Origin of the sequence: Microvirga puerhi (genome assembly GCF_020089865.1) — a bacterium.
In the GTDB taxonomy this organism is placed as follows: Bacteria; Pseudomonadota; Alphaproteobacteria; order Rhizobiales; family Beijerinckiaceae; genus Microvirga; species Microvirga puerhi.
Genome location: NZ_JAIRBM010000013.1, coordinates 31,455 through 45,748, shown reverse-complemented (window position 1 = coordinate 45,748; position 14,294 = coordinate 31,455). Strand labels below are relative to the sequence as shown.

The following is a 14,294-nucleotide window of genomic DNA, read 5'->3' as shown; positions in this document are numbered from 1 at the left end:
TCCCGGGGAATAATTTATGCGGGTCGGTACAAAAATTCAACCTGCGAGCCCTGTCATGGATCTCTACTTCTCCCCCCTCGCCTGCTCGATGGCCTCCCGCATCGCGCTCTACGAGGCTGATGCGTCTGCGCGTTTCCGGGAAGTCGACCCTTTGAGCAAGTTCACCCTCGACGGGGAGGACTTCATGACCGTCAACCCGCTTGGCCTGGTGCCGGCGATCAGGACCGATGACGGAGAGGTCCTCACCGAGAATGCCGCGATCCTACAATACATCGCGGACCGCTTCCCTGACGCTGGTCTCGCCCCCTCCGACGGCATGGCCCGCTCGCGCCTGCATCAATGGCTGTGCTTCATTGGCACGGAGCTGCACAAGGCGCTGTTCATTCCGCTCTTCGATCCGACGATGCCGGAGGAGATGAAAACGCGGACGCTCGCGAAGGGCGACAGCCGCCTCGCCTATCTCAACGCCCATCTGACAGACCGGGAATTCCTGCTCGACCGGTTCAGCGTCGCCGATGCCTATCTCGTGACCGTCCTGAACTGGAAGATCGCTACCCCGGTCGACCTCGAGAAATGGCCGGCGGTTCACGACTATTATGTCCGCCTGAAGAAGCGGCCGAGCATCGCACGCGCGCTGGCGGAGGAAGGCGCTCTCTACGCCCTCGAACAGGAGCGCCACAAGGCGGCCTGACACACGAACTACACCGGGAGCCCGGTGTAGTTTTCGGCCAGCGCGCATTGCGCAGCCTTGGAGCCGACGAGATAGTCGAACTCCGCGCGCTGGATCCGTCTGCCGAACGTGTCGGTGTCAGGGAACGTGTGAAGGATCGAGGTCATCCACCAGGAGAAGCGCTCGGCCTTCCAGACGCGTTTCAGGACCCGCTCCGAATAATGGTCGATGCCTGCCGACGACTTGTCGCGGTAGAATTCGGTGAAGGATTCCGCGAGACACCCGACATCATTGAGCGCCAGATTGAGCCCTTTTGCGCCGGTCGGCGGCACGATATGCGCAGCATCGCCCGCCAGGAACAGACGGCCGAACCGAAGCGGCTCGGCCACGAAGCTGCGCAAGGGCGCGATGGATTTCTCGATGGACGGTCCGGTCACTAAGTTGTCTGCCGTCTCTGGATCCACACGTCGGCGCAGTTCGTCCCAGAAGCGGTCGTCGGACCAGGAGTCGATGGCCTCATTGGCCGGCACCTGAACGTAGTAGCGGCTGCGCGTCGGGGACCGCATGGAACACAGCGCGAAGCCACGCGCGTGATGAGCATAGATCAGCTCGTCGGCGACGGGTGGACGGTCGACGAGGACGCCCAGCCAGCCGAACGGATAGACGCGCTCGAAGGTCCGCAACGCCTCTTCCGGTACGCTCGCGCGGGAAATCCCGTGATAGCCGTCGCAGCCAGCGATGAAGTCGCAGCTGATGTCGTGCTCGACGCCGTCCTTGACGTAGCGGACTTTCGGATGGTCGCCATCGAAGGCATGGAGCGACACATCCTCGGCTTCATAAATCGTCTTGGCGCCGGAAGCTTCGCGGGCATGCATCAGATCGCGCGTCACCTCGGTCTGCCCGTAGACCATGACGGTGCGCCCGATCAGTTCCCGGAAATTGAAGCGATACTTGTCGCCGTCGAAGCAGAATTCCACGCCGTCGTGGACGAGGCCCTCTCCATGCATGCGCGTGCCGACGCCGGCCTTGTCGAGGAGATCGACGCTGCCCTGCTCCAACACGCCTGCGCGAATGCGGCTCAGAACATAATCCTGGCTGCGCCGTTCCAGGATCACGGTGTCGATTCCGTGCTGCTCCAGGAGTTGCCCAAGAAGAAGACCGGCCGGACCGGCGCCGACGATGGCTACCTGGGTACGCATGGTCGCTTCCTCCAACGGCAGCTTTGCGCTGCATCTATTGGACGATAAATGGCTCAGCGGCGCCCTATGGGCCAATGGACAAAGCAGGCATTGCATAGGACAATTCGAACATCCGGAACAAACCTGCGTGCTCGATGACGACGATTCCGACCTATGCCCTTTATGGCGAATACAAAGACGATCCGAGCGTCGACTGGATTCATTGCGAAACGATTCAATTTCGCAGCCGCTTGCACAATTACGTGATCGAGCCACACCGGCATGAGCACCTGTTTCAGATCCTGTATTTGGCGAATGGACAGGCTGATTTCATTCACGACGAACAGCATCGCGTCCTTCATGCGCCCTGCATCGTCACCCTGCCCGCCATGGTGGTGCATGGCTACAGGTTCACGCCGGATGTGGAAGGCGTGGTGCTGACGCTGTTCGAGAACAGATTGCCGTCCGTCCTCGATGCTGCGAAGAATCTTCTCGAAGCTTTCGATTCCGTGCGGGTCGTTTCGCTCGCACAGAAACCGGAAGCCGCATCAGCCCTCGAAAATCATGTCGCTGCCATTGCCGACGAGCTCGGTAGCCAAGCCCCCGGCCGGCTCGCCGCCGTCGAAGCGCATCTGGCACTCGCGCTGGTCGCCTTGTATCGCCTGCAGGGGCATGGCCGTGAGGCTCTTTCGGGCCCGAGGGACAGAGCGCTGCAGCATCTCGGCCGCTTTCGCCAAATGGTCGATCAGGATTTCCGCACGCACAAGCCCGTCGCGGACTACGCCCGTCGCCTCGGCCTGACGGCGACGCATCTTAACCGGATTTGCCGCGACCAGTTGGGCGAGACGGCGCTCGGCATCATTCAGCAGCGCCTCGCTCTCGAGGCCCGGCGTTATCTCACCTTCACATCCTTGAGTGCCAAGGAGATCGCCCTGGCGCTCGCCTTCGAGGACCCGTCGTATTTCAACCGCTTCTTCAAGCGTCAGACCGGCCAGACTCCCATGGCGTTTCGTGCCATGCGCAAGGGATGAAACCTGAGTAATCCACTGTCATTCCGGGGCCGCGTAGCGGAGCCCGGAACCTACAAACACTGGCGGTGCAGGAGCACGCGGCGGCAATCGCTGCGCTCTTTTGTCATACATTGATGGTCATGGGTTTCCCCGCTTCGCGTGGCCCTACGGGTCGGGCCCAGCTCTCCGAGCTGTCCCGGAATGACAGTGGAAGCGTCTAGGCTTTCCGCTCCGGTGGGGCAGACGCTACAAATCGCATGCCCTCCGCCAGCGCATGGGCCTTGGCGAGGCCAGCCCCGGCCGCAACGGCCATCTGCGGCAGAACGAGCCACTCCAAAGTCCAGGCCGTACCCGAACGTTCGTTCTCGTGAACCAATCCCTGGTGCAGGATGCCCACCAATCCCACGTTGAAGCGAGCCAGTGCCACGAGCACCTCGGCCTGAACCGGATTCGACTTGTGCGCCATGGCGGAGGAGCCACCTCCACCAGGGAGCGCGACTTCACCGACCTCGTTCTGCGCCATCAGAGCGAGGTCTTGCCCGAACTTGCCGAGCGTTCCCGAGAGAAGTGACAGCCACGCGCCGAACTCACCGATCCTGTCCCGCTGCGCGTGCCAGGCCGGCGCAAAGCCGAGACCAAGCCTCTCGGCCATGGAATCGGCCACGGCATCGCCATGGTCGCGCAGCTCGGCCCGCGTCCCCACGGGACCGCCGAGCTGGATCACCAGGAGACGCGGGAGCAGTTCGCGCAGGGTTTCCGCGTGGCGCTCCAGAGGTTGAATCCACGTCTTGATCTTGTCCGCCGCCGTGAAAGGCAGGGCCCGCTGCATGCGCGTATGCGCCATGAGCGCGATTGAGCCGTCCCTCTCCCCCAGGCGTTGCAAGGCATCGATCAGCGTCTCGATGCGCCGGCTGAACACGGCCGCCAGATCCTTCAACCGCAGGATCAGCGCCGTATCGACGATATCCTGGCTGGTGGCTCCGAGATGAACGGCCTTGTCGTGCGGCTCGCCGACGGCCCGGCGCAATTGCCTGACGAATTCAGGCACCGCCACCCCGTCCTGCGCGAGCCCTTTCGCCAAGGCGTTCCAATCCGGCACGAATCCTTTGCATGCGCTCGCGATCCGGTCGGCCGCATCTTCGCCGATCAGCCCGAGTTCCGCCTCCGCCTCGGCAAGCGCGACCTCCACCCTGAGCATGGCGGCAAGCTCGGCCTCGTTGGAGAAGAAGGCACCGACCTCCTCGTCCCCGACGAGGGCTTGCAGGATCGGAAATGGAAGTCCGCTGCCGGTCATGATCCAGAGCCTAGACGGCCTCGAGGGCGATGGAAATGCCCTGACCGACGCCGATGCACATGGTGGCGAGCGCCCGCTTCCTCCCGCTCAGTTTCAGCTCCAGAGCCGCCGTCCCGGTGATCCGCGCCCCTGACATGCCGAGCGGATGGCCGAGTGCGATCGCGCCACCATTCGGGTTCACATGCCCGGCATCCTCAGGAATGCCGAGTTCGCGTAGGACGGCGATGCCCTGGCTGGCAAACGCTTCGTTGAGCTCGATGACATCGAAGTCGGCGGGCTTCAAGCCGAGGCGTGCACAAAGCTTCTTCGTCGCCGGCGCCGGCCCCATCCCCATGATGCGCGGCGGAACACCCGCCGTCGCCCCGCCGAGAACGCGCGCGATCGGCTCAAGACCATACTTTCGCATGGCAGCCTCGGAGGCGACGATCAGCGCAGCAGCGCCGTCATTGACGCCGGAGGCATTGCCCGCCGTCACCGTGCCATTCTTGCGGAACGGCGTGGACAACTTGGCCAGCGCCTCCAGGGTCGTGTCGCCGCGGGGATGCTCGTCCTTGTCGACGATGCGCGGATCGCCCTTGCGCTGCGGAATCGTGACCGGGACGATCTCCTGCGCCAGACGGCCATTGCCTTGCGCGGCGGCAGCCTTCTTCTGCGAGCGCACGGCGAAGGCGTCCTGATCCTCGCGGGACACGCGGAAATCCTCGGCCACGTTCTCGCCGGTCTCGGGCATGGAATCGATGCCGTATTGCGCCTTCATGACAGGATTGACGAAGCGCCAGCCGATGGTGGTGTCGTGGATCTCGTTGGCTCGCGAGAAAGCGGTGTCCGCCTTCGGCATGACGAAGGGCGCGCGGGACATGCTTTCCACGCCGCCGGCGATCATCAGCTCGGCCTCGCCCGCCCGGATGGCGCGGGAGGCGGCGATCACCGCGTCCATGCCCGAGCCACAGAGGCGATTGATGGTGGTGCCTGGAACTGTCGTGGGCAGACCTGACAGTAGCAGCGCCATGCGCGCGACGTTGCGGTTGTCCTCGCCGGCCTGATTGGCGCAACCGAAGATGACGTCGTCGACGGCTTCGAAATCGACAGTCGGATGGCGCTCCATCAATGCCTTCAGCGGAACGGCACCGAGATCGTCCGCGCGCACCGAGGACAGGCTGCCGCCGTAGCGGCCGATTGGCGTGCGCACGTATGCGCAGATATACGCCTCAGGCATGTTCAGGCTCCCTTCTTGCCGCTATGGGCCCCCTCGGTGCGGGCCTGCAGATCGCGAAGCGTCGTCAGCTCCAGCGCGGTGGGCGGCGGTGTTTCCTCGACGCGCTCCGCAAAGCGCACCCTCCAGCCACAAGTCTCCTGCACCTGCTCGCGCGTGACGCCAGGATGCATGGAAACCACGGTGAATTCCTTGCTCTCCGGGTCCGGCTTCCAGAGCGCGAGATCGGTGATGAGCAAGGTCGGCCCCTTGGTGTCGATGCCGAGGCGCTTGCGATGATCGCCGCCGTCTCCGTGCCCGAAGGACGTGTAAAAATCGATCTTCTCCACCATGCCGCGGGTCGCCTGCTTCATGGTGATAAACACCTCCTTACAGGAGGTCGCGATTTCCGGCGCGCCGCCGCCTCCCGGCAGGCGCACCTTGGGATGATGATAGTCGCCGATGACCGTGGTATTGATGTTGCCGAAGCGGTCGAGCTGCGCGGCTCCCAGGAAGCCGATGGAGATGCGCCCGCCCTGCAGCCAGTACCGGAACATTTCCGGGACCGAGACGGTGGTGAGCGCGGTTTCGCACAACTCGCCGTCGCCGATGGAGAGCGGCAGCACGTCCGGCGCGGTGCCGATGGTGCCGCTCTCATAGATCAGGGTGATGTCGGGAGCATGCGTGAGACGCGCGACGTTGCAAGCGGCGGAAGGAGCGCCGATGCCGACGAAGCAGACATCGTCGTTGGAAAGCGCGCGCGAGGCCGCGATGGTCATCATCTCGTTGGGGGTGAAAGCGGACACGGTCATTTCCTCAAAGCCCCTTCACACGGGATGCAAACACGTCGGGCCCCACGTCGAGCACGTTCGCCTTCATCCACTGGGTGAAGAGATCGCGGTCGGCGGAGATCTTGTCCCATTCGAGATAGGAAGCGTTGTCGCGGCTGTAATAGCCATGGGTATAGGAGGGGTGCGCGCCGCCCGGCACATGCACCAAAGACGTCACGGTCCAATGCGGCAGGACGCAGAGATTGGGGTGCAGGTCATTGAAATCGTCGACGATCTCCTCCACGGTCACGACGGCCCGCTTGGCGGCGAGAACCGCCTCCTTCTGCACGCCGATGATGCCTTCGATGAGCACGTCTCCGCGCCGGCTCGCCTTCTGAGCGTGGATGAAGGTCACGTCGGGCCGGTGTGCGGGCACCGCGGCCAGCTCCTCGCCCGTGAAGGGACAGACGACGCTCTTGATCGCCGGATTGACCTCCTTCAACCCAGCGCCGCGATAGCCCCGGAAAACCGCGCATGGCAGTCCCGCCGCTCCCGCTTCATAGGCGTTGGCCATCGCCGCGTGGCTGTGCTCGACGGTCTCGATGGCGCGGGGCCATTTGTTCTCGATCGCATCCCGCATGCGGCGCAGGAGTCCGACGCCGGGGTTGCCCGCGTAGGAGAAAACGACCTTCTTCGCGAGTCCCATGCCGATGAGCTGGTCGTAGATGATGTCCGGCGTCATGCGGATCAGCGTCAGGTCCTTGATGCCCTGGCGGATAACCTCGTGCGCGGCCGCATGGGGAATGAGATGCGTGAAGCCCTCGAAGGCAACGGTGTCTCCGTCGCGCAAATTGTCGGCAACGGCCTCCTTGAGGCTTTGAAACTTGGCCATGATACGCTTTCGAAAGTCTGTCAGATATCGAAGAAGACGGTTTCGTTGTCGCCCTGCAGGCGGATGTCGAAGGTGTAGGTCGCCAGACCGTTCTCTTCCGTGCGCGGCGCGATCAGCGTCGGCACCCGCACCTTATGCTCGATGCGCGCGAGGACCGGGCATTCCGCATTCGCGGCTTCCTCGTCGCCGAAATACATCCGGGTATGCAGGCCGATATTGATGCCGCGCGCCACGATCCAGAACGTGATGTGCGGCGCCATCATCCGCCCGTCGCTGAACGGAACGCGGCCCGGCTTGATCGTCTCGAAACTGAATTCGCCGGTCACACCGTCCGTTGACTGGCGTCCCCAGCCGACGAAATGGGGGTCGGCCCGCCCGCGCCGCTCCTGCGGTGCGTTGTAGAGGCCGGCCGCGTCGGCCTGCCAGATCTCGATCAGCGCATCCTTGAGCGGGGTTCCGCTGCCGTCGAAGATCCGGCCCTTGACGATGATGCGCTCGCCCTTCGCCTCGGGGCCGACGAGGACGAGGCCCAGATCCTCCTGCCACACGCCGGTGATCTCGACCCAATTCGGCGTCGCGCCGATATGGACGTAAGGTCCCGCCGTCTGCGAGGGCGACTCCTTCAGGTGACCGAGCCTCTGGACCATCAGTTGCCCTCCATGCGGTTCTCGAACAGGGTCGAGCGGCGGCCTCGCAGCACGATGTCGAACTTGTAGGCCAGCGCGTCCATGTGAATGGTGTTGTTGCGGTCGAGCGCTGCGATCAGCTGCCGAATGGCTTCCTTGTCCGGAATGGTCGAGACGATCGGGCATTGCCAGATCATCGGATCGCCTTCGAAATACATCTGCGTGATCAGGCGCTGCGCGAAGGCATGGCCGAAGACCGAGAAGTGAATGTGCGCCGGTCGCCAGTCGTTGACGCCGTTCGGCCAGGGATAGGCGCCCGGCTTGATGGTCCTGAACCGGTAATGGCCTTCCTGATCTGTGATCGTGCGTCCGCAACCGCCAAAATTCGGGTCGAGGGCGGCAAGATAGCTTTCCTTCCTGTGGCGATAGCGCCCGCCGGCATTGGCCTGCCAGAACTCCAGCAAGGCGCCCGGCACGGGGCGCGCGTTCTCATCGAGCACGCGGCCATAGACGATGATGCGCTGGCCGATCGGATCACCGGTCTTGGCGTAATTCCGGATGAGGTCGTTGTCGAGCGGCCCGAGCTTATCGTGCCCGAAGACGGGCCCGGTCATTTCGGAGATCGTGTTCTCGAGGGAAAGAAGCGGATATTGCGGCGCGCGGAGCACCGAAGTCTTGTATTGCGGCGTGTACGCCGGCGGGTGCCAGCTCCGGTCCCGCTGATAATACGTTCCGTCCTCAGACATCGCTCGTCCTCCTTCGAACCGTGCCGCCGGGCGACACGGCTCCCGTTTCACTGTGCCGCCTGGGAAGCCTGATCCATCTCGGCGAAAGTCTTCTTGACGATCTTGAAGGCGTGGTTGGCCGCGGGAACGCCGGCATAGACCGCCACGTGCAGCAGCGCTTCGCGGATGTCCTCCTTCGTCGCGCCTGTATTGCGGGTGGCGCGCACGTGCATGGCGATCTCCTCGTCCTGACCGAGCGCCGCAAGGAGCGCGAGGGTCACGATGGAGCGTTCCCGCTTGGTGAATTGCGACCTTGCCCACACCGAACCCCATGCTCCCTCCGTAATGAAGGTCTGGAAATCGGCGTCGAATTCCGTCATCTGGGCCGTGGCGCGATCCACATGGGCATCGCCGAGAACCTCGCGGCGCACCACCATGCCGGCCTTGTAACGTTCGCTCTCAGACAAGTCCGGCCTCCTTGAGATGAGTCTCGATGAGCGCCGTCAGCGCCCGTGGCTGCTCGACGCAAGGAATATGCCCGGCGCCTGCGATGACACGGAACGCAGCCCCAGGGATGAGCGCCGCCGTCTGGCTCACCAGTTCCGGCGGCGTCGATCCGTCCTGGTCGCCCGCCACACAGAGGGTCGGCACGCTGATCCTGCCCGCATCGGCCGTGAGGTCCGCATCGCGAACGGCCGCGCAGGTTCCAGCATAGCCGTCGCGCGGCGTGCGGACGAGCATGTTGCGCCACCCCGCGCATTCGTCGGCCCGCTCGCTGCGGAAGGCAGAGGTGAACCAGCGCGTCAGGACGCCCTCGACGACCGCCTCGATGCCATGCTTCTCGACGGCCGCGATCCGCTCGGCCCACGTCTCCGCCGTACCGATTTTCGTCGCCGTGCAGCACAGCACGAGCGCGGACACGCGGGAGGGTTCGCGCACGGCGATCCGCTGCCCGATCATGCCGCCGACCGACAGGCCGACGACGGCCGCCTTGCGAATGCCCAGAGTGTCGAGGAGCGCCAGAAGATCATCGACATGGTCGTCGACCGAATAGGGCGCGGGCGGAGCATCGGAGAGGCCGTGCCCGCGCTTGTCGTAGACAACGACCCTGAAACGGTCGAGGAAGGCCGGCGCCACCTCCTGCCAGATGCGGAAATCGCTGCCCAGCGAATTGGAGAAGACGAGGGCCGGCCCATCGGAGCGACCGAGAACCTGATAATGCAGGACGATGCCGTTTGCGCGTATGAAGGCCATGGGTTTCCCTCAGTGCAGAGAGCCGACGCCGATGTATTGCTCGACGAGATTCTGATCCGCCCGCAGAGCCTCGCTCGTTCCCTGCCAGACGATGTGACCGCGTTCGAGGATCATGACGGAATCCGCGAAATCGAGAGCGCTCTCGATGCGCTGCTCGACCAGAAGGATCGTCATCTCGCCCGTCGCGGCAAGGCGTGCGAACGCCGCCATCAGTTCGTCGCAGATCACCGGCGCCAAGCCTTCCAGAGGTTCGTCGAGCAGCAGCACCGACGGGCGTCCCAGAATCGTGCGGGCGGTGGAGAGCATCTGCTGTTCGCCGCCGGACAGCTGCCACCCGAGATTGCGCCTGCGCTCACGCAGGCGCGGAAACATCTCGTAGGCCTCCTGAAGGGCGCTGCGCGGCCGGCCCTTCAGGCCGGCGAGCAGGTTCTCTTCCACCGTCAGGGAGCGGAAGATGTCGCGGGTCTGCGGAACCAGTCCAAGACCTTGCCTCGCCCTGTCGCAGCTTTTCAGGTTCGCCACGTCCTTGCCGTCGAGCCGGATCTCACCGCCATAGCGCTTCGTCAGCCCCATGAGGCTCGCCAGAAGCGTCGTCTTGCCCATGCCGTTGCGACCGAGGATCGACAGGCGCGAGCCTGCCGAGACCGAGAACGACATGTCCTCGAGCACTACCGTCGGGCCGTAGCCCGCACTCAGATTGCGGACTTCAAGCGACTCTGCGGGCATGGGCGTAGTTTCCAAGATAGGCTTCACGGACCTTCTCGTTCGCAGCCACCTGCGACGGAAGACCTTCGAAGATGATTTCGCCGGCGGCCAGCACGACGACACGCCGGGCGAAGCGGAAAACCAGATCCATGTCGTGCTCGATCATCAACACCGCGAGGCTGGAAGGCAGATGTTCGAGCGCCTGCTCGATGCGCGGCGTCTCGCTGGACGGCACGCCCGCCGCTGGCTCGTCGAGGAGCAGGACCTTCGGCTTCAAGGCCAAGGCGATGGCGATCTCCAGCAGCCGCTGCTGGCCATAGGCGATCTCCCCGACCTTCCGTCGAGCGACATCAAGGAGACCGAGAGTGCGGAGGAGCGTTTCCACCTCACCCGCAACCTCGGCGCTACCGCGGAAGCGCCCGAGAATACGGGATGCCTTCCCCTCCCGCTGGAGCACCGTGAGGGTCACATGTTCCTCGGGCGTCATGTCGGAGAACAGGCGCGTTACCTGGAACGTGCGCACGAGCCCCCTGCGGACCCGGCGGACCGCCCCGAGCCCAGTGACATCCTCGCCGTTCAGCAGGACACGCCCTGCACTCGGCCGGATCTGCCCCGTCACCAGATTGACGAAGGTGGTCTTGCCTGCGCCGTTGGGACCGATCAGGGCCAGACGATCACCCGCCGCCATGGCGAGATCGATATTGCGGCTCACGGCCAGGCCGCCGAAGGATTTCGAGAGACCCTCGACGCGAAAGAGATCGCTCATGGCCGCTGCCCTCCCTTGTCGCGCATGCCGGGAAGCGCTCTGTCGATGAGGCCGCTAAGACCGCCGGGCGCGACGAGCACCACCGCGATCAGCAGCGCGCCGACCATGGTCATCCAATGGAACGGATTGATGGCGGAGACGAAGTGCTCGAAGCCCATGAAGATCACGGTTCCGATCAGTGCCCCATAGAGGCTGCCGAGGCCGCCGAGCACCAGCATCACGAGGGAATTGGCGGAAAGCTCGAAGCTCACGCTGTCGAGGCCGACCACCTGGGTGGAGATCGCCGCAAGCGCGCCGCCCATTCCGGCGACGGCACCGGAAATGATGAACATCTTGAGCAGCACCGGAAACACGAAGGCTCCCATGGAACGGATGCGGACCGGGTCCTCCTTGATGCCGCGGCAGAGCATGCCGAAGGGCGATGCGACGACGAACTTCAGGAGGATGAACACGAGCACCAGGAGCGCGAGGCCGAACAGATACGCGGTCCGTCCCCAGAGATCGAATTCGAAGGTCCCGAAAAGCGGGCTCGGACTGAAGCCCGCCAATCCGTCGCTGCCTCCGGTATAGGCCGAAGCCTTGTTGGCTGCTTCATGGGCGAGCTGCACGATGGCGATGGAGAGGACGAGCTGTGCGAGGCCATGGGCCCGGAGCATGATCGTTCCCATGACGAGCCCCGCCATCGCGCCGGCCGCCGCGCCGATGACGATCAGCGTCATGGGTTCCGTGACGCCCCGCAGGCAGGCCATGCCGGCCGCATATGCGCCGGCGCCATAGAGCGTCGCCTGGCCGAGGGTCGCGACGCCGCAATATCCGACGATCAGGTCGATCGACAGGACCAGCAGGGCCACGGCGATCACGCGGGTGAGCAAGGCAAGGTTGTCGGGGAACAGCCAGTAGCCGGCGGCGCCCGCCGCGATGATGAGGAGCAGGCCCAATCCGTCTCGTAACAGATGCGTGTTGCCGCCGGAAACGGTCGCAGCCTGACGGGATTTCGCGATCGCCTGCACGCTACTGGGCCCTTCCGAGAAAACCGCGCGGGAAGACGCAGACGATGGCGATCACGGCGGCATAGAAGAAGAAATTGCCGAAATCGGGCATGAGGTAGCGGGCTGTCGTGTCGATGGCTCCGAGCACGAGGCATGCAAGCAACGCACCCGGAATCGATCCGGCCCCGCCCACGGAGACCACCACCAGGAAGGTCACCATGTAGCGCAGGGCATAATAGGGCTCGATGGGAAGGAACTCGGCTCCCACGACACCGCCGAACGCCGCAAGCCCCAGCGCGATGGCGAAGCTGATCGCGTAGACCACCTGGGTCTTGATGCCCAGCGCATCCGCCATGCCGGCATTGTCGACGGTCGCCCGCAGCTTGATGCCGAAAGCGGTCTTCTCGATGAGGAACCACAGCCCTGCCGCGACCACGAGACCGCAGGCCATGACGAAGAGCCGGTGTCCCGCCACGGTCCTGAAGCCGATATCCACGGGCGCCGCGAGGCTCGCAGGCAGGGGGATCGTCTTCAGGGTCGGGCCGAAGAAGAAATTGGTGATGCCGATCACGCAGAAGGTGATCCCGATGGTCATGAGCACCTGGGTCAGCTGCGGGCTGCCGTAGATCCGGCGATAGAGAAAGCGCTCGACGGGAATCGAGATCACGATCGTTCCGAGGATGGAGAGAAGGAGCGCAATCGCATAGCCGGTGCCGAGCTCGCGCTGGGCGTAGGAGGCGATATAGCCCGCGATCATCGCGAAGGCGCCGTGCGCCAGGTTGATCACCCGCATCAGCCCCATCGTCAGCGAGAGGCCGATGCAGATGATGAACAGCGCCATGCCATAGGCGAAGGCATCGATCGCGATGCTGAAAACCGTCTGCATAAAGTCGTCCGATCAGCGATGATCATCAAGCAGTTGGCGAAGGCGCAAACAATGCGCCCCCGGCCTGAAGCGGACACCGTTACGGCGTCGGGAGGCCCGGATCCTTTTGGTTCGGGAAGGTCTGGATTTCCTTGTTGTAGGTCTTGCCGTCCGCGCCCTTAGCGACCTCGCGGAGATAGATGTTCTCCGTGATGTGGCGTGTCTCGGAATCGATGCTCACCGGCCCGCGCGGGCTCGTCCAGGCGAGGCCCTTCACGGCATTCACCGCCTTCTGCGCGTCCTGCTTGCCGTCGGTCGCTTCGATCATCTTGTAGATGACATGCATGCCGTCGAACGCACCGACCGCCGGGAAGGAGAGCTGATCGATGCCGCCCACGGCCTTCGCGGCCGCTTCGACGAACTTCTTGTTCTCGGGCGAGTCGTGCGACACCGCGTAGTGGAAGGTGGTGAGGAGGCCCAAGGCGCCGTCGCCCAGCGCTGGCAGGTCGGATTCCTGCGTCAGATCGCCGGGAGCCAGGAACTTGATGCCAGCCTGCTTGAGGCCGGTCTCGTTATAGGCCTTCACGAAGCCGAGCGTCGTCGGACCGGACGGCAGGAAGGCAAAGACCGCATCGGCCTTCGAATCCCGTACGCGCTGCATGATCGGGCTGAAATCGTTGGTGTTGAGCGGCATCCGGACAGACTCGACCACCTGCCCGCCCGCGGCCTCGAAGGCTTTCTTGAATGCCACCTCCGCATCGATGCCGGGGCCGTAATCGCTCACCGCGGTGATCACCTTCTTGATTCCGCGCTCGACCGCGATCTTGCCGAGAGGCGTCGTGGTCTGTGCAGTCGTGAACGAGGTACGCACCACCAGCGGCGACTGGGTCATGATGGCAGAGGTCGCCGCGTTGAAGATGACGAGCGGCGTATTGGCCTGCGTCAGGAGCGGCGTGATCGCCATGGCGTCGGGCGTGAAATAGACGCCGCCGAGATACTGCACCTTGTCCTTGACGACCAGCTCCTGCGCGAGGGCGCGCGACTGCTGCGGATTGGCCGCCGGCAGGTCGCGATAGATCACCTCGATATCGTGACCTTTCACCGACTTGCCGTTGAGGGCCATGTAGGCCTCGACGCCGGCCTGGAAATTCTTGCCCTGCAGGGCGAATGGCCCGGAGAACGGTCCGATGATGCCCACCTTGATGGTATCCGCCGACGCCGCGACCGAGCCAGCGAGCAGCGCGCCGATGGCGGCGCAGAGAAGCTTCCTTCCAGACATTCCTATCTCCTCCCAGGAGCCGCCTCGGTCTCATTTTCGCAGGACCCGCGGTTTCGTTAGCCTATGGTCTCATAAATTG

The 14,294-nt window shown here is 64.1% G+C and carries 16 protein-coding genes; 2 read left to right on the top strand and 14 right to left on the bottom strand.

The genetic code is table 11. The features are described from left to right. Positions 1 to 55: 55 nt before the first annotated feature. Positions 56 to 691: a glutathione S-transferase N-terminal domain-containing protein gene (locus K9B37_RS16605; RefSeq protein WP_224314657.1), complete on the top strand. Its 636-nt coding sequence runs from the start codon at positions 56 to 58 to the stop codon at positions 689 to 691. 8 nt (positions 692 to 699) lie between these two features. Here K9B37_RS16605 and pobA read toward each other — a convergent pair whose 3' ends face one another. Then, positions 700 to 1,869 carry a 4-hydroxybenzoate 3-monooxygenase gene (pobA, locus tag K9B37_RS16600; RefSeq protein WP_224314656.1) on the bottom strand — a complete coding sequence of 390 codons (1,170 nt, stop codon included), beginning with the start codon at positions 1,867 to 1,869 and terminating at the stop codon, positions 700 to 702. A 134-nt stretch (positions 1,870 to 2,003) separates the two neighbouring features. Here pobA and K9B37_RS16595 point away from each other — a divergent pair, with 134 nt between their 5' ends. Then, positions 2,004 to 2,879 (top strand): helix-turn-helix domain-containing protein, encoded by an 876-nt coding sequence (locus K9B37_RS16595; protein WP_224314655.1) that lies wholly within the window; start codon positions 2,004 to 2,006, stop codon positions 2,877 to 2,879. A 196-nt stretch (positions 2,880 to 3,075) separates the two neighbouring features. Here K9B37_RS16595 and K9B37_RS16590 read toward each other — a convergent pair whose 3' ends face one another. From K9B37_RS16590 to K9B37_RS16530, 13 genes are all read right to left on the bottom strand, one after another. Continuing rightward, a complete protein-coding gene (locus K9B37_RS16590; RefSeq protein WP_224314654.1) occupies positions 3,076 to 4,152 on the bottom strand; it encodes a 3-carboxy-cis,cis-muconate cycloisomerase in 1,077 nt (358 codons plus the stop codon). Between the two features lie 10 nt (positions 4,153 to 4,162). Beyond that, entirely contained in the window at positions 4,163 to 5,368 is a 1,206-nt protein-coding gene (gene pcaF / locus K9B37_RS16585) for a 3-oxoadipyl-CoA thiolase (protein WP_224314653.1), read from the bottom strand. A gap of 2 nt (positions 5,369 to 5,370) precedes the next feature. Continuing rightward, positions 5,371 to 6,156, bottom strand: a complete 786-nt coding sequence (locus tag K9B37_RS16580) for a CoA-transferase subunit beta (protein WP_224314652.1) — start codon at positions 6,154 to 6,156, stop codon at positions 5,371 to 5,373. Between the two features lie 4 nt (positions 6,157 to 6,160). Then, positions 6,161 to 7,006, bottom strand: a complete 846-nt coding sequence (locus K9B37_RS16575) for a CoA transferase subunit A (RefSeq protein ID WP_224314651.1) — start codon at positions 7,004 to 7,006, stop codon at positions 6,161 to 6,163. A 20-nt stretch (positions 7,007 to 7,026) separates the two neighbouring features. Further along, complete coding sequence (gene pcaG / locus K9B37_RS16570; protein WP_224314650.1) at positions 7,027 to 7,653, bottom strand: protocatechuate 3,4-dioxygenase subunit alpha; 627 nt, start codon at positions 7,651 to 7,653, stop codon at positions 7,027 to 7,029. Further along, positions 7,653 to 8,378: a protocatechuate 3,4-dioxygenase subunit beta gene (gene pcaH, locus K9B37_RS16565; protein WP_224314649.1), complete on the bottom strand. Its 726-nt coding sequence runs from the start codon at positions 8,376 to 8,378 to the stop codon at positions 7,653 to 7,655. The genes pcaG and pcaH overlap by 1 nt, the downstream gene beginning before the upstream one ends. 47 nt (positions 8,379 to 8,425) lie before the next feature. Continuing rightward, positions 8,426 to 8,794, bottom strand: coding sequence for a 4-carboxymuconolactone decarboxylase (pcaC, locus tag K9B37_RS16560; protein WP_255616643.1), 369 nt, complete (start codon positions 8,792 to 8,794; stop codon positions 8,426 to 8,428). 22 nt (positions 8,795 to 8,816) lie between these two features. Next, positions 8,817 to 9,611: a 3-oxoadipate enol-lactonase gene (gene pcaD / locus K9B37_RS16555; protein ID WP_224314647.1), complete on the bottom strand. Its 795-nt coding sequence runs from the start codon at positions 9,609 to 9,611 to the stop codon at positions 8,817 to 8,819. Between the two features lie 9 nt (positions 9,612 to 9,620). Further along, the gene (locus K9B37_RS16550; RefSeq protein ID WP_224314646.1) at positions 9,621 to 10,337 is read right to left on the bottom strand and encodes an ABC transporter ATP-binding protein; all 717 of its coding nucleotides are present in this window, start codon (positions 10,335 to 10,337) and stop codon (positions 9,621 to 9,623) included. Beyond that, positions 10,318 to 11,082 carry an ABC transporter ATP-binding protein gene (locus tag K9B37_RS16545; protein ID WP_224314645.1) on the bottom strand — a complete coding sequence of 255 codons (765 nt, stop codon included), beginning with the start codon at positions 11,080 to 11,082 and terminating at the stop codon, positions 10,318 to 10,320. The genes K9B37_RS16550 and K9B37_RS16545 overlap by 20 nt, the downstream gene beginning before the upstream one ends. Next, positions 11,079 to 12,083, bottom strand: a complete 1,005-nt coding sequence (locus tag K9B37_RS16540) for a branched-chain amino acid ABC transporter permease (RefSeq protein ID WP_439651745.1) — start codon at positions 12,081 to 12,083, stop codon at positions 11,079 to 11,081. The genes K9B37_RS16545 and K9B37_RS16540 overlap by 4 nt, the downstream gene beginning before the upstream one ends. 10 nt (positions 12,084 to 12,093) lie before the next feature. After that, positions 12,094 to 12,957 (bottom strand): branched-chain amino acid ABC transporter permease, encoded by an 864-nt coding sequence (locus tag K9B37_RS16535; protein WP_224314644.1) that lies wholly within the window; start codon positions 12,955 to 12,957, stop codon positions 12,094 to 12,096. A gap of 79 nt (positions 12,958 to 13,036) precedes the next feature. Next, entirely contained in the window at positions 13,037 to 14,215 is a 1,179-nt protein-coding gene (locus tag K9B37_RS16530) for an ABC transporter substrate-binding protein (protein ID WP_224314643.1), read from the bottom strand. Positions 14,216 to 14,294 lie beyond the last annotated feature (79 nt).

Excerpts from the sequence above, each read along its gene's own strand:
- K9B37_RS16595 (WP_224314655.1), top strand. The coding sequence starts at position 2,004 with ATGACGACGATTCCGACCTATGCCCTTTATGGCGAATACAAAGACGAT.
- pcaG (WP_224314650.1), bottom strand. The coding sequence starts at position 7,653 with ATGGTCCAGAGGCTCGGTCACCTGAAGGAGTCGCCCTCGCAGACGGCG.
- K9B37_RS16550 (WP_224314646.1), bottom strand. The coding sequence starts at position 10,337 with ATGCCCGCAGAGTCGCTTGAAGTCCGCAATCTGAGTGCGGGCTACGGC.
- K9B37_RS16590 (WP_224314654.1), bottom strand. The coding sequence starts at position 4,152 with ATGACCGGCAGCGGACTTCCATTTCCGATCCTGCAAGCCCTCGTCGGG.
- pcaC (WP_255616643.1), bottom strand. The coding sequence starts at position 8,794 with ATGGTGGTGCGCCGCGAGGTTCTCGGCGATGCCCATGTGGATCGCGCC.
- pobA (WP_224314656.1), bottom strand. The coding sequence starts at position 1,869 with ATGCGTACCCAGGTAGCCATCGTCGGCGCCGGTCCGGCCGGTCTTCTT.
- pcaD (WP_224314647.1), bottom strand. The coding sequence starts at position 9,611 with ATGGCCTTCATACGCGCAAACGGCATCGTCCTGCATTATCAGGTTCTC.
- pcaF (WP_224314653.1), bottom strand. The coding sequence starts at position 5,368 with ATGCCTGAGGCGTATATCTGCGCATACGTGCGCACGCCAATCGGCCGC.
- pcaH (WP_224314649.1), bottom strand. The coding sequence starts at position 8,378 with ATGTCTGAGGACGGAACGTATTATCAGCGGGACCGGAGCTGGCACCCG.
- K9B37_RS16530 (WP_224314643.1), bottom strand. The coding sequence starts at position 14,215 with ATGTCTGGAAGGAAGCTTCTCTGCGCCGCCATCGGCGCGCTGCTCGCT.
- K9B37_RS16575 (WP_224314651.1), bottom strand. The coding sequence starts at position 7,006 with ATGGCCAAGTTTCAAAGCCTCAAGGAGGCCGTTGCCGACAATTTGCGC.
- K9B37_RS16580 (WP_224314652.1), bottom strand. The coding sequence starts at position 6,156 with ATGACCGTGTCCGCTTTCACCCCCAACGAGATGATGACCATCGCGGCC.
- K9B37_RS16545 (WP_224314645.1), bottom strand. The coding sequence starts at position 11,082 with ATGAGCGATCTCTTTCGCGTCGAGGGTCTCTCGAAATCCTTCGGCGGC.
- K9B37_RS16535 (WP_224314644.1), bottom strand. The coding sequence starts at position 12,957 with ATGCAGACGGTTTTCAGCATCGCGATCGATGCCTTCGCCTATGGCATG.
- K9B37_RS16605 (WP_224314657.1), top strand. The coding sequence starts at position 56 with ATGGATCTCTACTTCTCCCCCCTCGCCTGCTCGATGGCCTCCCGCATC.